This window comes from Streptomyces sp. NPDC013455, assembly GCF_040632975.1.
Lineage (GTDB): Bacteria > Actinomycetota > Actinomycetes > Streptomycetales > Streptomycetaceae > Streptomyces.
Genome location: NZ_JBEYCX010000005.1, coordinates 344,181 through 362,117 on the forward strand (window position 1 = coordinate 344,181; position 17,937 = coordinate 362,117).

12 protein-coding genes and 2 pseudogenes are annotated in these 17,937 nt (G+C 67.4%); 9 read left to right on the forward strand and 5 right to left on the reverse strand.

What is annotated here, in order from left to right; translation table 11 throughout:
* Positions 1-114 precede the first annotated feature (114 nt).
* Positions 115-2,013, reverse strand: coding sequence for an ABC transporter ATP-binding protein (locus ABZ576_RS11980; protein WP_360739100.1), 1,899 nt, complete (start codon positions 2,011-2,013; stop codon positions 115-117).
* Positions 2,014-2,289: 276 nt separating this feature from the next.
* On the opposite strand from ABZ576_RS11980, the gene ABZ576_RS11985 reads away from it, so the two are divergent.
* The 5 genes and pseudogenes from ABZ576_RS11985 (at position 2,290) to ABZ576_RS12005 (ending at position 8,611) form a co-directional block, all read left to right on the forward strand.
* Complete coding sequence (locus ABZ576_RS11985; RefSeq protein WP_360739102.1) at positions 2,290-3,105, forward strand: TnsA-like heteromeric transposase endonuclease subunit; 816 nt, start codon at positions 2,290-2,292, stop codon at positions 3,103-3,105.
* Positions 3,105-5,366: a transposase gene (locus ABZ576_RS11990; RefSeq protein ID WP_360739103.1), complete on the forward strand. Its 2,262-nt coding sequence runs from the start codon at positions 3,105-3,107 to the stop codon at positions 5,364-5,366. The genes ABZ576_RS11985 and ABZ576_RS11990 overlap by 1 nt, the downstream gene beginning before the upstream one ends.
* Complete coding sequence (locus tag ABZ576_RS11995; protein WP_360739104.1) at positions 5,363-6,658, forward strand: TniB family NTP-binding protein; 1,296 nt, start codon at positions 5,363-5,365, stop codon at positions 6,656-6,658. The genes ABZ576_RS11990 and ABZ576_RS11995 overlap by 4 nt, the downstream gene beginning before the upstream one ends.
* A 3-nt stretch (positions 6,659-6,661) precedes the next feature.
* Positions 6,662-7,132: pseudogene (locus ABZ576_RS12000) on the forward strand (TniQ family protein); the annotation flags it as partial.
* Positions 7,133-7,342: 210 nt separating this feature from the next.
* Positions 7,343-8,611, forward strand: a complete 1,269-nt coding sequence (locus ABZ576_RS12005; protein ID WP_360739160.1) for a hypothetical protein — start codon at positions 7,343-7,345, stop codon at positions 8,609-8,611.
* 220 nt (positions 8,612-8,831) lie between these two features.
* Here the strand turns inward: ABZ576_RS12005 and ABZ576_RS12010 are convergent, their stop codons facing one another.
* Entirely contained in the window at positions 8,832-9,881 is a 1,050-nt protein-coding gene (locus ABZ576_RS12010; protein ID WP_360739105.1) for a hypothetical protein, read from the reverse strand.
* Between the two features lie 275 nt (positions 9,882-10,156).
* Positions 10,157-10,627, reverse strand: coding sequence for a hypothetical protein (locus ABZ576_RS12015; RefSeq protein WP_360739106.1), 471 nt, complete (start codon positions 10,625-10,627; stop codon positions 10,157-10,159).
* Between the two features lie 170 nt (positions 10,628-10,797).
* Here ABZ576_RS12015 and ABZ576_RS12020 point away from each other — a divergent pair.
* The 3 genes from ABZ576_RS12020 to ABZ576_RS12030 all read left to right on the forward strand — a co-directional run bounded on the left by ABZ576_RS12020 (position 10,798) and on the right by ABZ576_RS12030 (position 14,893).
* Positions 10,798-11,615, forward strand: a protein-coding gene (locus ABZ576_RS12020) for an IS5 family transposase (RefSeq protein ID WP_360739107.1) whose coding sequence is annotated in 2 segments (ribosomal slippage) — positions 10,798-11,140 and positions 11,140-11,615 — 819 coding nt in all. Because the reading frame shifts where the segments join, the coding sequence is not laid out codon by codon here.
* 970 nt (positions 11,616-12,585) lie between these two features.
* Complete coding sequence (locus tag ABZ576_RS12025; protein WP_360739108.1) at positions 12,586-13,629, forward strand: hypothetical protein; 1,044 nt, start codon at positions 12,586-12,588, stop codon at positions 13,627-13,629.
* A gap of 37 nt (positions 13,630-13,666) precedes the next feature.
* On the forward strand, positions 13,667-14,893 hold the full coding sequence (locus ABZ576_RS12030; protein ID WP_360739110.1) for a DUF6236 family protein: 1,227 nt from the start codon (positions 13,667-13,669) through the stop codon (positions 14,891-14,893).
* 992 nt (positions 14,894-15,885) lie between these two features.
* On the opposite strand, the gene ABZ576_RS12035 is transcribed toward ABZ576_RS12030, so the two are convergent.
* Both ABZ576_RS12035 and ABZ576_RS12040 read right to left on the reverse strand, forming a co-directional pair.
* Positions 15,886-16,536 (reverse strand): formylglycine-generating enzyme family protein, encoded by a 651-nt coding sequence (locus ABZ576_RS12035; protein WP_360739152.1) that lies wholly within the window; start codon positions 16,534-16,536, stop codon positions 15,886-15,888.
* A gap of 166 nt (positions 16,537-16,702) precedes the next feature.
* Positions 16,703-17,071 carry a hypothetical protein gene (locus ABZ576_RS12040; RefSeq protein WP_360739111.1) on the reverse strand — a complete coding sequence of 123 codons (369 nt, stop codon included), beginning with the start codon at positions 17,069-17,071 and terminating at the stop codon, positions 16,703-16,705.
* 47 nt (positions 17,072-17,118) lie between these two features.
* Here ABZ576_RS12040 and ABZ576_RS12045 point away from each other — a divergent pair.
* Positions 17,119-17,933, forward strand: a pseudogene (locus ABZ576_RS12045) (IS5 family transposase).
* Positions 17,934-17,937 lie beyond the last annotated feature (4 nt).

Here is a 17,937-nt window from a genome sequence, read left to right on the forward strand (position 1 = left end):
GTCGAGTGCAACGCGTGCGGGGAATGCGGGGCGAAGGCGTCGGCAGCGGGGGATGGGCGCACGGGTCCTCCTTGACGGAACCCGTCCCGCCGAGGCGGGAGCGGGCGAGGTGGATCAGCGGTCCTGGGAGAGTTCCAGGAGTTCGGCGAAGGTTCCGCCGGCGTGGACGAGGTCGTCGTACCGGCCCTGTTCGGTGATCCGGCCTTGCTCCATCACGACGATGTGGTCGGCGATCTTGGTGTTCTCCAGGCGGTGCGTGACCACGATCGTGATGCCGTCCGCGGCGATGGCCTTGATCTGTTCGCAGATCTGGTGCTCGCCGCGCGGGTCCATCTGGGAGGTGGGTTCGTCCAGGATCAGCAGCCCCGGGCGCCTGTACAGGGCCCTCGAACAGGCCACGCGCTGCCACTGGCCGCCGGAGAGCTCCGAGCCGCCGAAGACGTCGCGGGCCAGGAGGGTGTCCAGGCCCGCGGGGAGGTCCTCGACGGCCTCGCGCAGGCCGACCGCGTCGACGGCCTCCCACACGGCGGCGTCGTCGTGGGTGCGGGGCTGGCCGAGGGTGACGTTCTCGCGGACCCGCAGCGGCCACTGCGCGAAGATCTGGGGCACCAGGCCGGTGTCCGCCCACACCGTGGCGGAATCCACCTCGGCAAGGCCGGTGCCGTTCCACGTGACGCGTCCCTTGTCCGGAAGGCAGATCCCGGTCAGCAGCCGGGTGAGCGTGGACTTCCCCGACCCGTCCGCGCCGACGATCGCGGGGATCTGGCCGCGGCGCAGTGCGAGGGAGACACCGTCCACCGCGGGCTCGTCTATGCCCGGGTACTGGTAGACGACCTCCTCGAGCCGGATCTCCTCAGTCGGCGCGGCGTGCGCGCGGGGGCCACGCTCGGGGGCGCGGGCGGCGGCGCCGTCGAGGAAGGCCTGCATGTCGCTCAGGTACAGGCTGGTGTGGAAGACCGCGGCCCCGTTGACGACCACCTGGGACAGCGCGGCGAGCGTGGTCTGCACGGCGATGACCGCCGTCGCCGCGACCGCGAGTTCGATCCGGCCGGACACCGCCAGCCACGCCAGCGCGCCCCAGGTGGCGACGAGGAAGACGCCGCCGAACAGTGCGGAGAGCAGGGCGATCCGCAGGGTCCGCGGCGCGGCGGCCAGGGTGCGCCGGTCGCACCGGTCGCACCGGTCGGACAGCGCCCGGTACCAGTAGACGAGGTAATCCGTCATCGAGTTGGCGCGGACCTCGTCGCCGTACTTGGACTCGGTCGCCCACCAGCGCATCATGCCGAGCACGTTCCGGTCGGCGGTGTTGGCGTAGCGGGTCTCGTAGTCGACCCGAGCCGTCAGCACGGCGCCGACCCCGGCCGGCAGCACCGCGAGCAGGAGGGGCGGCAGCATCAGCGGGTTCAGCACCGACAGCACACCACCGGCGGTGACCGTGCGGATCAGCGCGGACAGGAACCGCTGGGCGTCGGTGACCATGACGTGCGTACGGATCACTCCCATCCCGGCCGCCTCGTGCCGGTCCGAGAAGCCGTCTTCCGCGTACGCCGAAGCCTCCACCCGGCACACCGCCTCGACCAGCGCGCAGTCCGTCTCCGTGGTCAGTCGCGGAGTGATCCGCCGCTCCGCGTACGTGGCCACCGCCCCCGCCGCACGGCCCAGCGCGGCGGCGAGCGCCACCACCAGCAGCGCTGGAAGGGCACCACGGAGCCGCTCGCCGGCAGTGCCGTCCCCCAGGACCGGCGCCATGGCCCGGGCCGTGGCGGCCAGCACCACAGCGGCCGAAACGCCCGTGACCACCTGGCAGCCCAGCAGCAGGTGCACCGCACGCCGGTCGGTCCGCCACGACAGCCGCGCGATCCGGCCCAGCACGGCCGGGATGCGCGCATACATGCGCTGGAAGGAGACCTCGGCGAGCGGATCGACGGAATAGCGCCCGCCGTAGGTGATCTCCGCCGGCGGTGGCGGAAGAGGCACAGTGGCCTGCTGCGATTTCGTAGTAGCCGAGGTCAACGTGGTCCCCCTAGACGGTCGTCCAGCGCGGTCGTGAAGCTCAACGAACCGGCCGCAGATATCGAACACATGTGTTTCGGTCGGTTCTGAAATCCCGAGATAGAGCGGGTCGCGTCGCATGGAGGATGCATGTGTGACCGGGATTTCTATCTTGCGGACGGGATCCATACGTTGCGGATCTTGATCGAGTGACGCTGTGTTGCGGTCAAGTTCGGAGATCGAGTCCGTTCCGGTAGTCCGTTCTGCTGCCGTGGGTGTGTGAGGGCAGCGGCGGAGGTGCTGATCGCGTCGGATCTGTGTGGGCTGGAGGATCTGATCGCGCAGTTCAACGAGGATGCGGAGACGCGGGCACGGCTCCGGCTGGGGCCGGAGTGGCCGCGCCGGTGGAGTACGACGTGGCGGATCGAGGGTGGTGAGGTCTCCTGGCCCGTACGGGACATGGCGCACGTGCCGGTGATGTCGACGCAGCCGGCCCGCGGTTTCACCTGGCGGCGGGCCCAGCGGCATCGCCCAGGGCTGCAGCACATGGTCACGACCGGGCGGGCTCATGGGTTCGAGTCGATCGAGGAGTCCCGTTTGCTGATCGCACTCGACTTCCTCAAGGCGTCCGAGGTGCTGTCGCAGCCGTTCCGCCTGGATTTCGAGCACGTTGGCGGAAAGTCCTGGCATGTCCCGGATTTCCTGGCGGTGGTTGATGGCCGAATGTGGCTGTTGGACGTGCGCCCGGCTCGTCTGGTCAAGGCGAGCGACGCGTTGAAGTTCGCGGCGGCCCGGGAGACGGCGGCTGCCTGCGGCTGGCGCTATTCGGTGGTGACCGGCTGGCGTCAGCACGTCTTCAGTGTGCTGGATCACCTGTCGTCGCGTCGCCGTCCTGGGCGGGATCTGCTCGGGATGAGGGACCAGGTGCTGTCCGCGCTCGGGGCACAGACGATGCCGTTCGGGCAGCTGGCGGAGTCGACGAGTCTGCCGGCGGTGGCCCGCGCGCACATCGTGCGGCTGCTCTGGCGGCGGGAACTCGGGGTCGATCTGGGCCAGCCGCTGCTCGACCGATCGCCGGTCTGGGCCGCAGCCGGTTCACTGGAGGTCGGCTGATGGCGCCGCGGCAGGGGCTGGTGCAGGTCTCGGCGGGCCGGAGGCTCTCGCTGAACGGAGTCGAGTGGACGATCGAGTCGGTCGAGGCCCATGTCGGCAGGCTGGTGTTGTCGAATGGTGCCGACCGGACGGAGACGCGTTCGTTCCGCTGGCTGGTCAACCACCCTGACCTGCGGGTCCTGGGCCAGGCGGACGGCGGACCGGCTTCAGGAGCATCCCTCCAGCCGAGGTCCTTGGCCGACTTGACGCCGAACCAGCTCGAGCGGGCCAGGATCCGGGCCGAGCATGTGCTGGAGACGGCGACCGGATTCCGCGACGGGCATCCGTCCCGGGCGAGGCCGGGTGAACCGCGGCCCGCCTACGACCCGGCCCGGACGACGCTGACCGAACGCCGGTACGCGAAGGCCGCCGAGGTGAAGGCGATCCCGGCACGGGAAGCGGCCCTGCTCGGGCTGAAGGGGCTGGGGTTTCGCACCCTGGAGACGCTGACGAGACTCTCCGGGGAGAGCCTGCTCCTGGCCTGCGCGGACGGGCGATGGACGCGACGGCGGGGCCGGCGCCGGAGCATCACGGAGGAGATCCGCGAGGCAATCTTCGCGGTGAGGGAGGAGTGCAGGGACCGGGCCCGGATCACCATGGCCGCCAGGCACCGTCTGATGCATCAGTACGTTCGCGAGCGGTTTCCCGACTTTCCAGTGAAGAAGATCCCGTCTCGCTACACGCTCGCGGCGGTCTGGGAGGAGTGGTTCGGTCCAGGCGGGGCCAGGCCGCGTTACCAGCGGACTGCGGACGACGCCGCGGAGGCCGGCGTCGCGGGCCGGGTGGTGGTCCACCGGCCCGGGCAGGTCCTCGCGTTGGACTCGACGCCCATGCCGGTCATGTTGCGCGAGACCGTCTTCGGTGAGGCGATCAAGGCGACGCTGACCCTGGCGCTGGACCTATACACGCACGGGCTGCCGGCGTTTCGGCTCACGCTGAAGTCGGACACCTCCGTCGACGTCGCGATGCTGCTGCGGGACGTGATGCTGCCGCTGCCCATGCGGGAGGGCTGGGGCGAGGAGATGGAGTGGCCCTACGCGGGTGTCCCCGCGGACGTCATCGCCGAGTTCACCGGCCACCGGGTCGCGGCCTTGCCGTTCTTCGCCCCGGAGACGATCACCACCGACCACGGCGGCCCCTACAAGAACCACGACCTGGTCGAGGCCGAGCGGGAGCTCGGCTGCAACATCCTGCCTGCCCGGGTCCTGCGGCAGACGGACAAGTTCGCGGTCGAGCGGCAGTTCTCCACAATCAAGACGATGCTGTTCGAGCATCTGCTGGGGTTCACCGGAACGGACGTCGCCGACCGGGGGGCCGACCCCGAGCGCGACGCGTCCCTCACCCTCGCACAGGCCGAACGCCTCATCGCGACCTGGATCGTCAAGGTCTGGCAGAACCGCAAATTGGGCGAATACGCTCCGAGTTGGGCTCCCGGTGAGGATCACAGCCCGAACACGCTGTTCGCCGCGGCCATGCAGCAGGGCGGCTTCGACCTGGACTTCCCCGAGCCGTCGCTCTACTACCGGCTCCTGCGTAAGCACCACGTCAAGATCCACCCCCGTCGCGGGGTGAAGATCCTCGGACTTTGGTATCACGCGGACGTCCTGGACGAGCCGAGGTTCCTCCACCCGTCGGACCGGGGCGGCAAGCATGCCGGGAAGTGGGTCGTCCGCAGTGACCGCCGAGACCGGCGGCAGGTGTTCTTCCAGGACCCCGCCGACCACGAAACCTGGCATCCCTTGCGCTGGCGGGGACTTCCGCCCGAGGGAGAGATCCCCGCGTTCTCGGACAAGACCGCCGATGCCCTCCTCGAGCACATGAGAGCGAACAAGATCGTCGCCCGATCGGATGAGGACCTCCTGCCCGCCCTGCTGGACATTCTGGGGTCGGTCACCCCCGTCGATCAGTGGCCCACACAGGTGGCCAAGAAGACCGGGAAGAAGCAACGCGCCGCCCGAGTACGCGAGGAGACGCACGCGCAGGCCGCCGCCGCGGACCGGCCGGAGCCGTCTGCCCGCCCGGCCCTGATGCCGGCTGCCTGGGCCGATCAGGCTCGCGCGATCGAAGCCGCCTCCGACCTGGACCGTCGCCGGCGGCGCGAGGAGGCCGTCAGGGACGAACCGGTCGCGCCACCGCTGCTGGACGACGCGCTGCGTCGCCGGCCTCTCTTCCTGCTTCCGCTCGACGACGACACTGACGGCCTCCTCGAGGAGAACGCGTGAGCCATGTCCCCGATCCCGACGATCCGCTGGCCGGCCTGCCGTCCCGGGCCCAAATCGCCGAACTCATCCTCGCAGGACGTCCTCACCGGGACACCTACTCGGGCTGGCAGCACTACAGGGCTCACCGCGGGCGGCTCGTCCCGCCGCCAGCGCTGACCCCGGACCAGTGGCGGATCGTCCCGGCCGCCCGACGCACGGACTACGACCTCTATCGCAGGATGACCAACGTCAACCTGCCGCTGCAGCGGACTCCGATGCAGGAGAAGGTCACCCGGCTGATCCGGCGGAGGCTGAACGGCAACACGCTCAAGCAGGACGCCCCGACCCTGGCCGGAATCATGGTCAGCGGCTGGGGCAACTACGGCAAGACCGCCACCGTCTGCTCGGCCACCGCCGCCTTCGAGGACCAGTGGCTTCAGCTGCACGACTTCCTGATCCCCGGCGCCATCGAGGGGACCGTCGACCTGCACGCGCCGGTCGTCTATGTCTCGACGCCGGTCACCGCGACACCCAAGAGCACATGCGTGTCGATCCTGAACTTCTTCCGGGCCGACTTCCGCAGGCGGGCGACCCTCCCCGAACTCGTCCGCCTGGTCGCTGACTCCCTGCGAGACCACGGCGTCAAGGTCCTCGTCCTCGACGACATCAGCCGGCTCCGGATGCACCGCTCGGACGACCAGGATGTCCTGGACCTGATGCGGGCCTTCATGAGCCTGGATGTCACCTTGATCCTCACCGGCGTCAACATCCCCGCCACCGGACTGCTGCGGGAGGCGAAGTGGGACAAGACGACGGCCCAGTGGGTCATGCCTCAGCTTGAGTCGACCCGGATCCACGGCCTGGAAGTCACCCAGACCGAGCACCGATTCGAACTGGTCGAACTTGATCGATTCCGCCACACCACCGCCGAACAGATCCGAGCCTTCCTCAACCACCTGCGTGGGGTCGAGAACCACCTTCGGCTGCTGAACGCGAAGAAGGGCATGCTGACCGACGGCACCATGCCCGAGTACCTGATGCGCCGCACCGGCGGCGTCGTCGGTCTGCTCGGCCGTCTCATCGAGGACGGCGCCCAGGAGGCCATGGACAGCGGCAGAGAGGTCCTCGACGAGGACCTGCTCGACGAGATCGTGCTCAGACGCGAGGACATGGCCGACGCCCCCGACGAACCCATGCCGCCAGACCACCCGTACGCCGACACCGCCCGTCGGCCGTCCGGCGCGAGACGCCGACCTCGCAACACCGTATTCGACGATCACGGACCAAGTGCTGCCGAAGACAGGACCGGCTGACCTATGCCCACAGCGAGGGACCCGCTGCCCAGGAGCCTTCGGCCGCTGCCCGACGAAAGCCTCCCCGGCCTTCTTCTCCGAATGGCTCACCGTCTTGACCTGACCCCTGACCAGGTGGCCCTGCGGGTTGGACTGACCACGCCAAAATACGCACACGCGAAAGTCTCAGCATCTCATCTGCTGATGATGGACGAAGCCCGCCTGAAGGATTTCTCCAGGGTTGCTCGGATTACCCCCGAAGAGGCCGACTCGCTTACGCTCCGCTCATACAGTGACCGATATCCCGCCCTCACACAGATGCTGCCCAGTCCGGGGAAGGCGCTGCGACCCCGAAAAGAACCCTGGGTGTTGAGGAATCATTCACGCTACTGCCCTCGTTGCCTCGCAGGGGACGGAACACCGATCCAAAACCTCCACGGCGGCCCTTGGAGGCGACAATGGCGACTGGGCTTCGTTTTCGCCTGCCTCCAGCACCAGGCATTCCTGCTCAGCGACTGCCCACGCTGCTACCTCCCCGCTCTCGGCGGCCGGCTTGGCAGTTCCGTCACCCTGCTGCCCGCCCCCAACACGCCAAGGCTCCACCCCGCACAATGCCGCAACCCTGTCGGCAACCCCGAAAAACGAGAAATCTGCGGCCACCGGCTCGACACTTCCGAACCAGAGACTGCGGCCCTTCCCCATGACATGGCAAACTTGCAGGCCGTCCTTCTCGACCTACTCGTCGGTGATACGCCGAGTGATCTTGCCTCCCAGCGGTTCGCCAATCTGCAGGTCGCGGTGTCCATGATCCAGGCAGGCTGGCCCGTCGCCGCCGACCTCGTCCCCACACAGGCTCACGCACCTCTGGAAGCGCATCTCGCGGCACAGCCGCGAAGCACCCGCCGGACCCGCCCCACGGCCGAGGCCACCAACCGTCAACCCGGAACCCCCTGGAACACACCTCCCGATTCCGCCCTCGCCACCGCGGGTGTCCTCCTCGCTGCCTACCACCTACTCGCGCAAGAGCCCTCCGGACCGCGAAGCACCCTGCCCCAACTGCTGCGGCACCTACCCACCCGCGACGACCTCCGCTGGGGCAGGACCTGGCACACGCTCGCTCGCGAAGCTTCACCCTCGCTGCGGCGCCAGATTGACCAGGTCTATCGACACAGGCTCTCACCCGAATGGATCCGGCAGGGAGCCCCGACGCTACGACCCTCCAAAGCCAATACCACCCAGAAGATCTTCTTCTCAGTCAACAACCTCACCGGTCTGGAGATTGCTGCCGAACACATTCCCCAGTTCCTTCCCGCCTCCTGGCTGTCCGCCGCAATCTTCGAGGACCCTGAGTCGATCATCGCGGCCAGACGCCGCCGGCTTCGACGCGTTCTCCCGGTTCATCTGGTTCAAGCAATCAGCAACCTGAACTTTCTGGAAGCGGCAGCATTCCTCGGCATCCCCACCTCCTGGAGCACCCAGGATCGTCTGCGGATCCAGCCACTGGCTCCGTTACAAGACCTCAAAGATGGTGACCTACCGGCCACGCTGAGACGTCTGGCTCAGCACATCGTCGGCGGGAAGAGGATCGATTATCAGGCGCGACGGACAGAGTTCTCCGGCTGGATTCTCGACGACAAGACATGGGACGATCTCTGCCAGCATAAGAATTCACGCACAGGCAGGAAGCCGACGAGGCGCACACGAGAGGCAGCGTCCGCCTTCGTCTGGAGTCGAGTCACCGGAAGTGAGTTCTCACTCGCACCGGTCTTCCAGCCGCCGATCTGGCACACGGATCGCGCCCTGCGTTCTGAGATTCCGCACCTGGAACTCCTCCGACGCTGGGACCAGAAACAAGCACCCATTCCTTATCCTGGGCTGTTGGCGGCACTCGAAAGCCTCGCAATACTGCTGACCGACACTGGCATCGACAAAGTATGTGACGTCATCAAACGTGAACGTGATTCCCCGACCTAACGTCCCCAAGATTAGCGGCGAGTGATCCCCCCTTCACCTCCGCGAGGTATCGATCCCAGTCCCACTGCCGGCGCACGCGAACCCCTGCGAGGAAGACTGAGCGTTGTGATCGAAAGGGCGATGACCTGCAGTTGAGTGATCGTCTACAGGATGTCGCCCGTGATGCGCACCTCTTGCCGCAGGCGAACGGGGTGTCAACCGACCCCACGCAGAACCGAATCTACGGGTGCATCCTCTGCAGATGCAGCAGAGAATCTGCAAGATCGGCTCGTTCCCAAAGAGGGCGCTTCTTGTCGGCGGCAATCGCCGCAAGGGCGTTCTTTGCCTTATTCGGCCATTCGCCCCCAAAGCAGCTCAACAGTTCGGCGGCACCACACCAATCATCAACCTCTCCCATCTCTCCGGTCGTGAGGGGGCGGAGGATTTTCGCCGCTTCCTCAGTCTTGTGAGGATCAAGAATCACCAGCAAGGAGGCCGCATCCATCCGTGCCCGGGGGTCGTCAAATGTGAAGGATGCAAACTTCCGCAAGGCATCAATCACCTCTCCATGGTGTAGCGGACCTTGCTTCGCCAGGCTCCGGGCCGCCCCGGTATATGAAGTGGGCTTCACTCTCCGCGGATCCTCAAGCCCGGCACGCAGCAGTCGGATTGCCTCGTCCGAAAACTCCACCCCCAGGACAGTTAGTGCGCAACCAAGGTTGGACTTAAATTCCGGGTTCTCCAGATCAAACCATGACCAACTTTGGATGGATCTGACGAGTCGAACTGCCTTTTTATGGAACTCAGGACCCAGCGAAGCAAGGCTTTCGACGGCACCTACGTTGATGCACCGAAAACTCCCCCTATCGCTGTGCGCCGACCATGCAATCGTCTCTTCGTGAGCCTTTGCTTCCTTGCGGCGCACGCGAGAATCCTCGGAGAAGTATCCGGACTTCTCTTTCCGCTCGATCTTGATCGGGGCCTTGCTCACCCAGCGGCGTAGCCAGTCAAAATCTTCGGCCTTACCCCAGAGATCGGGATCTCGCGCTTTGATCAGCATCTCGGGTGCCCGCTTCTCGACCTCTCGGTAGTAGCGATTCCCGAGAATGAAGAGGGACCTGACCGCGAGTGACCGATTGGGCGAGCTCGGTTCGTTGATAACTTCCCAGAGGTATTGGGCGGCCTGTGGAGAGTATTTCCCGCCCATCTTTTCCAGAACCTCTGCGGCATCGAAATAGCACTCGTTCGGCGCGCTCGGAAGACGCATAGCATCCCGTACCTTGCGTGCCACGAGGTCATGGTGACTGGGACTCAGGTCGGCAAGCTTGCCACCGTACTCGACCGCATGGAGAGCGTCTCCGGATTTGATTGACCGATCGATGTCCTCGAGTAGCTTCTTCGCCTGTTTTTCCTGAGGAGACGGCCGCCGGCGCTTGGCAGGGTTCTGCTGCGTAATGTGCAGTTGCCCGACTGCCCCGATGACTGTGCTGCCACCCGCAGCAGTGAGGGATACGCCGTCGCCTGCTTTGGGCAGTGTGGGCTCTGTGGCGAGAATCCCGGAAGCAGTCAGCCCTGTGTTGCTTCCGGCCGGGTAGGGCCCATGTGCATGCCTCCGTGCACAATTCCAGCGGCCATAGATCCTCCCTCGGCGGTGATGTTGACGTCGCCGGCCACTGCCAGTCCGCCAGGGCCCGCGGAAGGTCCCCGCTGTTCAACACGCTCGACCAAGGCCCTCAGCTCGGCTGCTGCCGCCTCCCTTTCGGTTTCAGAAAGGTCCAGGAGGAGATCCTGAAGCCTGGTTCGCCACGACTGCACCTGTTGACCCCGCAGTTGCTCGGTGAGCTGGTCATCGGTCGCTTGAGCGAGATCAGTGGCGGTCCCGTCAAGTCGGCGCAGTACGACCTCTTCCTGCTGACCGCCCCGTCCGAACAGGCGCGCCACAGCTGTCCTCGTCTCCGTCCAGACGTCCGTGCCTGCAGCTGCAACGATGGCTGCACCTCCCGACGCGGCGAGGGCGGTGAGAACGTCCGGCAGCATGGAACCTCCCTGGGAGACAGTCGAGTTGGCGACCAACCTACACACCTTTGCGGATCGCAGCAGTGCACCTGCCAGCCTGTTCGAAGTGACATCAGCGTCTGACACCGTCCGCCTTGGACATACGAGGTCTAAGACCGTGTCCTACGTGGTGAGGCGGACGTTGACCCGGTATGGGGCGGGGAACGTGGAGTTGGATCGTGCCGGACGGCTTGTGGGAGATCGCGAGGCCGCTGATCCCAGAGCAACGAGCACGGCCACAGGGTGGCGGAACATCGAACACGCCTGATGAGACGCTGTTCGCGGCCATCATCTACGTCCTGGTCAGCGGCTGCGCATGGCGTCAACTTCCGCCGTGCTTCGGCATATCGAAGTCGACCGCCCACCGCCGATTCCTGATCTGGTCGAGAGCCGGCGTCTGGGGCCGCCTCCACGAAGCGGTGCTGCACCGTCTCGACGACGCCGGCCTCATCGACGTCACCCGCGTCGTCCTTGACACCGCCCACGTCAGAGCTAAAAAGGGGGCGAACACACAGATCCGAGTCCCGTGGACCGGGGCAAGCCGGGTTCCAAGATGCACGTCCTGTCGGACGCGAACGGACTGCCCCTTCTCGTCGGTATCTCTGCCGGCAACACCCACGACAGCGAAGGGCTGAAGCCCATGGTCGAGGGTCACCAAACGAGACACGACCCCTACCGCGGCCGGTACTTCAAGCCCCAGCGCCTCCACGCGGACAAAGCCTACGACCGCGCCGACCTGCGGAAATGGTTACGTGGCAAACGCATCGGAGTACGGATCGCGCGCAGAGGCATCGAGTCCAGCGAACGATTGGGCCGCCGCCGCTGGGTCATCGAGCGGACGATGTCCTGGCTGTCCGGCTACCGACGTCTGAGCCCTCGCTACGAGCGCGATCCCCGCAACTACCTGGCCTTTCTCGGCCTCGCCGCCGCCCTGTGCTGCTACAAACGACTCGTCCGCCTCACCACGTAGGACACGGTCTAAGGAACATCGGTGCCAGCTCGTCTCGCGCATTCAGTCGCGTCTGCCTGACCCTGCTTGGCCGACGCAGACTGGCCGCGGGCCCGTCTGGCCGGGCTCGGGCCGTGGCCTCCGGGCGGAACGCGGTCGCCCGCCTGACCGGCCGACTGACCGCCGCTCCACATGGACCGGGCCGGACGTACGCGAGCACGCTTGAAAGTCAGCTGGTGAGCGGCGCCCGTGACGTGTCGTGACTAATCGAGGATATAGATCCGCAGCCTAACGCCCCCGAGATCCGCAAACTACGATTCCCTCCACCCTCACGACCTGCTCTGAGTCAAGCAAGATCCGCAAGGTATCGATTCCGGTCACAGCATGGACCCAGACGCCGCAACAAAGTTGCGAATCGGGGCGGTTGGCCGAATCGCCGACATCAGCCCTCGCACGCCCAAAACGGGCGCGACGGTCCGCGCCCGGAGCGCGAGCCCCCCCGAGGCTGTTGCCCTCGCGCTGCTGGAGGAACGGGGTAGGCGAGCGACGTGATCCGCGAGTCGGCGCCCAAGCCGGCTTCCAGCAGCTCCACGGCCTACGGTGACGCCCGGCCGCGCACCGCGGAGGCGGCACAGGGAGGTAGCCGGACACGGCGCCGCGGCGAGCGGTGACACCGGCTGGGAACACCGCCGCCGCACCCCGCCCGCCATTCACGGAAATCACAGCGCCCCGGGAATTCGCGCATCCGCCGTACGCAACACGGGCGGACCTTCACCGTGGACAAACACCAACACCGTGCCGCCGTGCGGCCCCTATGATGGGCGGGCCAAGCGGGGCGGCCCGTCAGCGCATGGCCGGGAGGGGAGTGACCGTGAAAGCGGAACGCAGCCTCAGCAGGTTTTCCGGGTGGTCGGAACTCCAGCCGTTGTGCACCAGCGGAATGCTGGAGGACCGGCGCCCGTTCTTTTCCGGGACGAACGTGCAGAGCCGGATGTCCGAGGTACGGCGGGCGATCAACGACATTCGCATCCACTGGGACCGCTACCTCGACTTCATGGCGGAACTGCGCGCCTATATGGAGCGGGTGAGTCCGGATTCCCCGAGCGCGGCCGATCCCGAACTGGACGGCCAGTTGTCGGAACTCTTCGCCAGCACCAAGGACTGGGCCGACCGCCGGGCAGACGCCGGGCCGCAGCGGGAGGACTACAGCGCGGTCCGCCTCTACACCTCGGACGCCGGATACCAGCGCATCTTCAGCACCATCAACACCGCTTTCCGCACCGTGTCACTGACCGGCGACCCCATCGCCCTGCGCAGCGCCGCGTTCCTCGTGGAACTCCTGAGCATCGACCTGTTCAACTACCGCCACAGGCACCGCACGGCCGACAACTTCCAGGGCACCGTCTACCGGGGCATGGCGGTCACGGCCGAGGAGCTGGCGGCCTTCACCCGGGCCGCCGCAGGCCCGGTCGAGCAGCGCTACCTCTCCGTACCCCTGGCCATGATGTCGGCCAGCCGTAGCCAGGAGAAAGCGATGGCCTTCGCCTGGGAGACCGCCAGGCGCTTCCCCGACCGCCACCCGCTGCTCTGGAGCATCGACGTCGCCGGGCTGCCGCAGGAACTCCTGGCCGCCTACCGCTCGGCGTTCCCGGCGAGCACGGTCACGTCGATGTGCGCCGTGCCCGTGGACGGGCTGTCGGCGTACGCGTACGAGCAAGAGGTGCTGCTGCGCGGCCCCTTCTTCCAGATCCTCGGCATGAGGCAGGACAGCGCCGCGGGCCCGGGCCGCGGGCCGATGCACACCATCGAGGCCGTCATGCTCAACAGCAATCGCGACCACGTCACCACGATCGCCTCGGACGAAGGGGAGGACCGCCGGGCCAGGGACCTCTTCCGTACGGTCGTCACCATGCACCGCGCGGGGCTCTGCCTGGACTACGCGCGCACCCGCGGATTCGACGCGGACGCGGACGTCTACCGTACCCAGCTCGACAGGAACAAAGCCGAGTTCGACCGGCTCACGGCGGCCGCGTAGCACCGGCCCCGACGGATCGCAGACCAGAGGACCACCATTGGCCATCACCGCGCCAGGCCCTGCATCCGGCCTCGGCCTCTACCACCCGTATTTCCACGTCCGCGACGAGCGGTGGCTGAAGATATCCGCGCTGTACTGGCCCGCCATCGTGCGCATCGTCCCAGAGGACTATGCGATCCGCGACTCGCGGACCGTGCGCGTCCTGGCCGACCAGGCCGGCTTCATCGAGAACGCCAGCCCCGCGGCCGCGGTGGACGCCATCGCACCCCGTCTCCTCGAACTGCTCGCGAGCCACGAAGGCCCCCTGTCGGCCGGGCTGCGCGTACGGCAGCGCGACATGGCCGCCTTCGACCACACCGCGTCAGGCACCTCGGCCGCGGCGCCCCACCGGCCGCGTCTGGCCGCGCTCCACGAGAGCCAGGTCCGCCCAGACCTGGCGCGGGCCCTGGTGGAGGCGGGGCTGGCGATCCGGGGTCGAATGACCCTGTCCCACGAGGTGGACGCGCGCTGGCTGGTCCTGCGCGAGCGCTTCGTCTCCCTGTACATGAGTTGCCTCGCGGAGGAGTTCGGCTCGGCGAACCACCTGGAGCTGACCACCGACCAGCCACATGCGTTCGCCCTCGCCAACGGCTGGTCGGCCGACTCGCTGGCCGGGTATCTGCTACGGACGCCCGCGCAGGCGGCTGCACAGGCCAGGCCGTCCCTGGCCGAGCGCATCGGCATCCTCGCCCTGGGGTTGGTGGTCCCCGCGGACATCGACCGGGTGTCCGCCGAGCAGATCGTACGGCTGCGCCGGCGCCACGGCCGGGAATTCCTCGCCTTCCGTCAGGCGGTCGGCCAGGCCGCCACCGAGCTGGCGTCCCTGGCGGACATCCCGGACGGCCGCGCCCTGGACGCCTATCTGCGCAGCGAGGTCAACGACCGTTTCGCCGTACCCCTGAACGAGTTACGCCAGTGCCTGGCGGGGATGAACCTCGACGCCGCGACGGCCGCCATCAACGTCAAGACGCAGCTTCCCTCCAGCATGACGCTGGCCGGCGGCGCCTGGCTCGCCGGCCAGCCCCTCGTGGCCGGCGCCGTCGCCGCCGGGTTCGGGCTCCTCGCCATCGGCCACACCTCCCGCCAGGCACGCAGCACGGCCCTGGCCGCCGCGGGCCCGGCCGCGTATCTGCTGCACACCGGCAACGCCGTGAGCCAGCGCCGCCTGCTCTCCCGCACCCTGCACCAGATGACCGGCATCGCGAGCCCGGCGGCACGCGGCTGACGCCCGGCGCCCGCGGGAACGGTAGGTCAGGCGCCGGGCGGGCTCGCCCGGCGCGGGCCGCCCGCCGAAGGACGGCGACCGAGCGTCGATTCGGTTCTCGGCTCAGGACAACTGGCGCAGCCGTTGCACGACGAAGATCGTGCAAGCACTTGGCTCGGGGTAAGGAGCTGGCACCGCCACGCCCGCGTGATGATGTGCGCGGGGTGGCGCGCTCGAAGAGCTTGCGTCAGCTCGCGGGTATCCAGCCGGACCCCCTCAACGGGGCGATGCAGGACGAGGGCCATCTCGGTCGCCCGCTACGGACCGCTGCGTGCCGCGCCGGTGGCCCAGCTGCACGAGCAGCGAAACTGCCCGGTCAACGACCCGTCTCACCTGCGGTGACGCTAAAAACTCAACGCATCGCCGGACAAGCGTCAAGTTTTACGTGTCATAGGTAACCCGGGTGGCTATGCTCGGACTGCGTTGAACACCCCGGTGGGGTGTTCGTAGTTCGCAGCCAGTGCGGGCACCGGCCGCCCTTTGATTGCAGTCTCGGAACGACCGGTACCCATCCGGCTACTGGTCGCCGAAGTGCTGGTTGATCCAGAACGCTATCTGGATCAGTAACCAGACTCGGCGGCCAGTAAGTCGCCGGCGCCGTGGCTTGGCGTGCTCTCCCATCTCACTCTCCCTCCACCAACAGGTGCACGGACACACCGATTGTGTGAACGAGCGGGCAAGGTGAGTGAGTTACACCAACGGCACTGCCGACCCTATGCGCCATGCGCACGTTCTGCGGCCCATTCGCTCAAGTCCGTGGACGGGCCCACGACTTCCCCCCGCCTTCCTGAGGGCCCGGGTGTTCGCGGCGACCGCCGACCTCGCCGCTTTGGCCGATGGGTCAAGGTTTGTTGACACAGGACATCCAGGACGGCCTCCCCACCCTTGATGTATCGGTCTCTGGTGTCAGATGGTCCGGTACGACGCGGGAAGCGGTCGGCACACAACGTGAATCAGCACACGAGGGAACGTGCGATGCGGAATCCCACGTCGTCGACCCGGAAAGTCGGGTGGCTGCGGCGCCGCGCGGAGGCCCGGCAGCTCCAGTGCTCGTCGAACCACCCTCCGCCGCGCAACACCCTGTAGGCGTCGTAGACCTCGGCGTCGTAGATGTCCCAGCACCAGTCCCAGACGTTGCCGAGCATGTCGTACAAGCCCCATGGGTTGGGCCGTTTGCGACCCACATCGTGGATCTGCTCGTGGGAATTGCCGCGGTACCAAGCGATCTCGTCGAGTGGCGCATAGTGCGGTCCGGTCGTACCGGCACGGCAGGCGTGCTCCCATTCGGCTTCGGTCGGCAGCCGGTACCCGTCGGCGGACGTGTCCCACTCAATGCCTTCGCCGTCGGTGTGGAGGCGGTAAGCGGGTGCGAACCCGTCGTGTTGGGACAGAGCATTGCAGAATCGGACCGCGTCCCACCAGGAAACGCTCTCGACGGGCAATGCGGCCCCCTGGGCGGTGCTTGGCCGCAGGCCGGTGACCTGCGCGTACAGTGCCTGGGTAACCGGGAAGGCCGCGAGTTCGTAGGGCGCGAGCTCGACCGACCAACTGCGCTGTGTCCGCCGGTCCGACAGCGTCACCTGCCCCGGCGGGATGGCGACCATCTTTCCTGCGCTTGCATCCATGGACAGGTGATCATATCGGTATCTGTCAGCGGGCCACACGAACTGACGCAACGTTCAGCACACTTGACCGCAGCTGGTGCCCGCTCCGCGCACGTCAGGGCAGGCAGCAGTGCCGCTTGGCCATGGCGCCGGATGGCAAGTCCGGTCAGCAGCGCGACCACGGGATCGAGGCCGCGCCGGGAAGCTGCGGCACGCTGATGCCCACGCCGACCGCCAGGTCCTCCATATGCACAGCGCGCTCGACCAGCCGGGTCACGAGGAAATCGTCCAGGCTCAGCGCCCATCCTGTTTGCGGCATGAACACCGCCCAGTCGCCGTGCGCCAGGAGGTGACCGCCGCCGTGGAATGGGCGGTGCCGGCGGTAGACGTCCAGCGCCGGGCGCCGCTCGTTGTACGCGTCGAGCCTGTCGTCGGCGTCGAGGCGGGAGCCACGACTGCGGCCGGCACACCACTGCCCAGTCGAACGTAGACGGATGCGGGTTCGTGCCTGTGAAGTGTGATCACGCCTGGCCAAGGATTAAGACGTCGTTTCCTTTGGAGTGATCGTTCGTTGATCCGTGCATGACGGATCTGGTGAAGCGGTTGGCGCCGGACGAGTTGTGGACACTGTTCCGGCGGGTGGTCCCGCCGACGCAGGTCGTACGCCCGCAGGGCGGTGGGCGACGGCGGGCCGGCGACCGTGAATGCCTGGCGGCGATCATCTATGTGGCCACCTCGGGCTGCACCTGGCGGCAACTGCCCCCGGTGTTCGGACCGGCCTGGCCCACGGTCTACCGGCGCTTCGCCCAGTGGAGCCGGGCTCGGGTGTGGGCCCGGCTCCAACGGATCATCCTGGACGAACTCGGCGCCCAAGGTGAGCTGGACTGGTCGCGGTGCGCGATCGACTCGGTCAGCGTGCGGGCCACAAAAGGGGGCCACTGACCGGACCGAATCCGACCGACCGCGGCAAGAACGGATCGAAGATCCACCTCATCACGGACCGCAACGGGCTGCCCCTGTCCCTGGGCATCTCCGGCGCCAACCTGCACGACAGCCAGGCCCTGAAGCCGCTGGTTCGCGGCATCCCCCACCTATCCGCTCCCCGCACGGTCCACGTCGCCGACGCCCGGCCAGACTCCATGCCGACAAGGGATACGACTACGACCACCTGCGGAAATGGCTCCGCAAGCATGGCATCCGCCACCGCATTGCTCGCAAGGGCATCGAGTCCTCCGCCCGGCTGGGGCGGGCGGCACCGCTGGGTGGTGGAGCGGACGGTGTCCTGGCTGGTCGGCTGCAGGCGCCTGCACCGCCGCTACGAACGCACGGCCGAGCACTTCCTGGCCTTCGTCGGCCTCGCCGCGGCCCTCATCGGCTACCGCCGTCTGGCCAGGTGAAGCA

Coding starts and splice junctions, on each gene's coding strand:
- ABZ576_RS12035 (WP_360739152.1), bottom strand. CDS start 16,536: ATGGTCGCCATCCCGCCGGGGCAGGTGACGCTGTCGGACCGGCGGACA.
- ABZ576_RS12015 (WP_360739106.1), bottom strand. CDS start 10,627: ATGCTGCCGGACGTTCTCACCGCCCTCGCCGCGTCGGGAGGTGCAGCC.
- ABZ576_RS12025 (WP_360739108.1), top strand. CDS start 12,586: ATGTCCGAGGTACGGCGGGCGATCAACGACATTCGCATCCACTGGGAC.
- ABZ576_RS11990 (WP_360739103.1), top strand. CDS start 3,105: ATGGCGCCGCGGCAGGGGCTGGTGCAGGTCTCGGCGGGCCGGAGGCTC.
- ABZ576_RS12005 (WP_360739160.1), top strand. CDS start 7,343: ATGGCAAACTTGCAGGCCGTCCTTCTCGACCTACTCGTCGGTGATACG.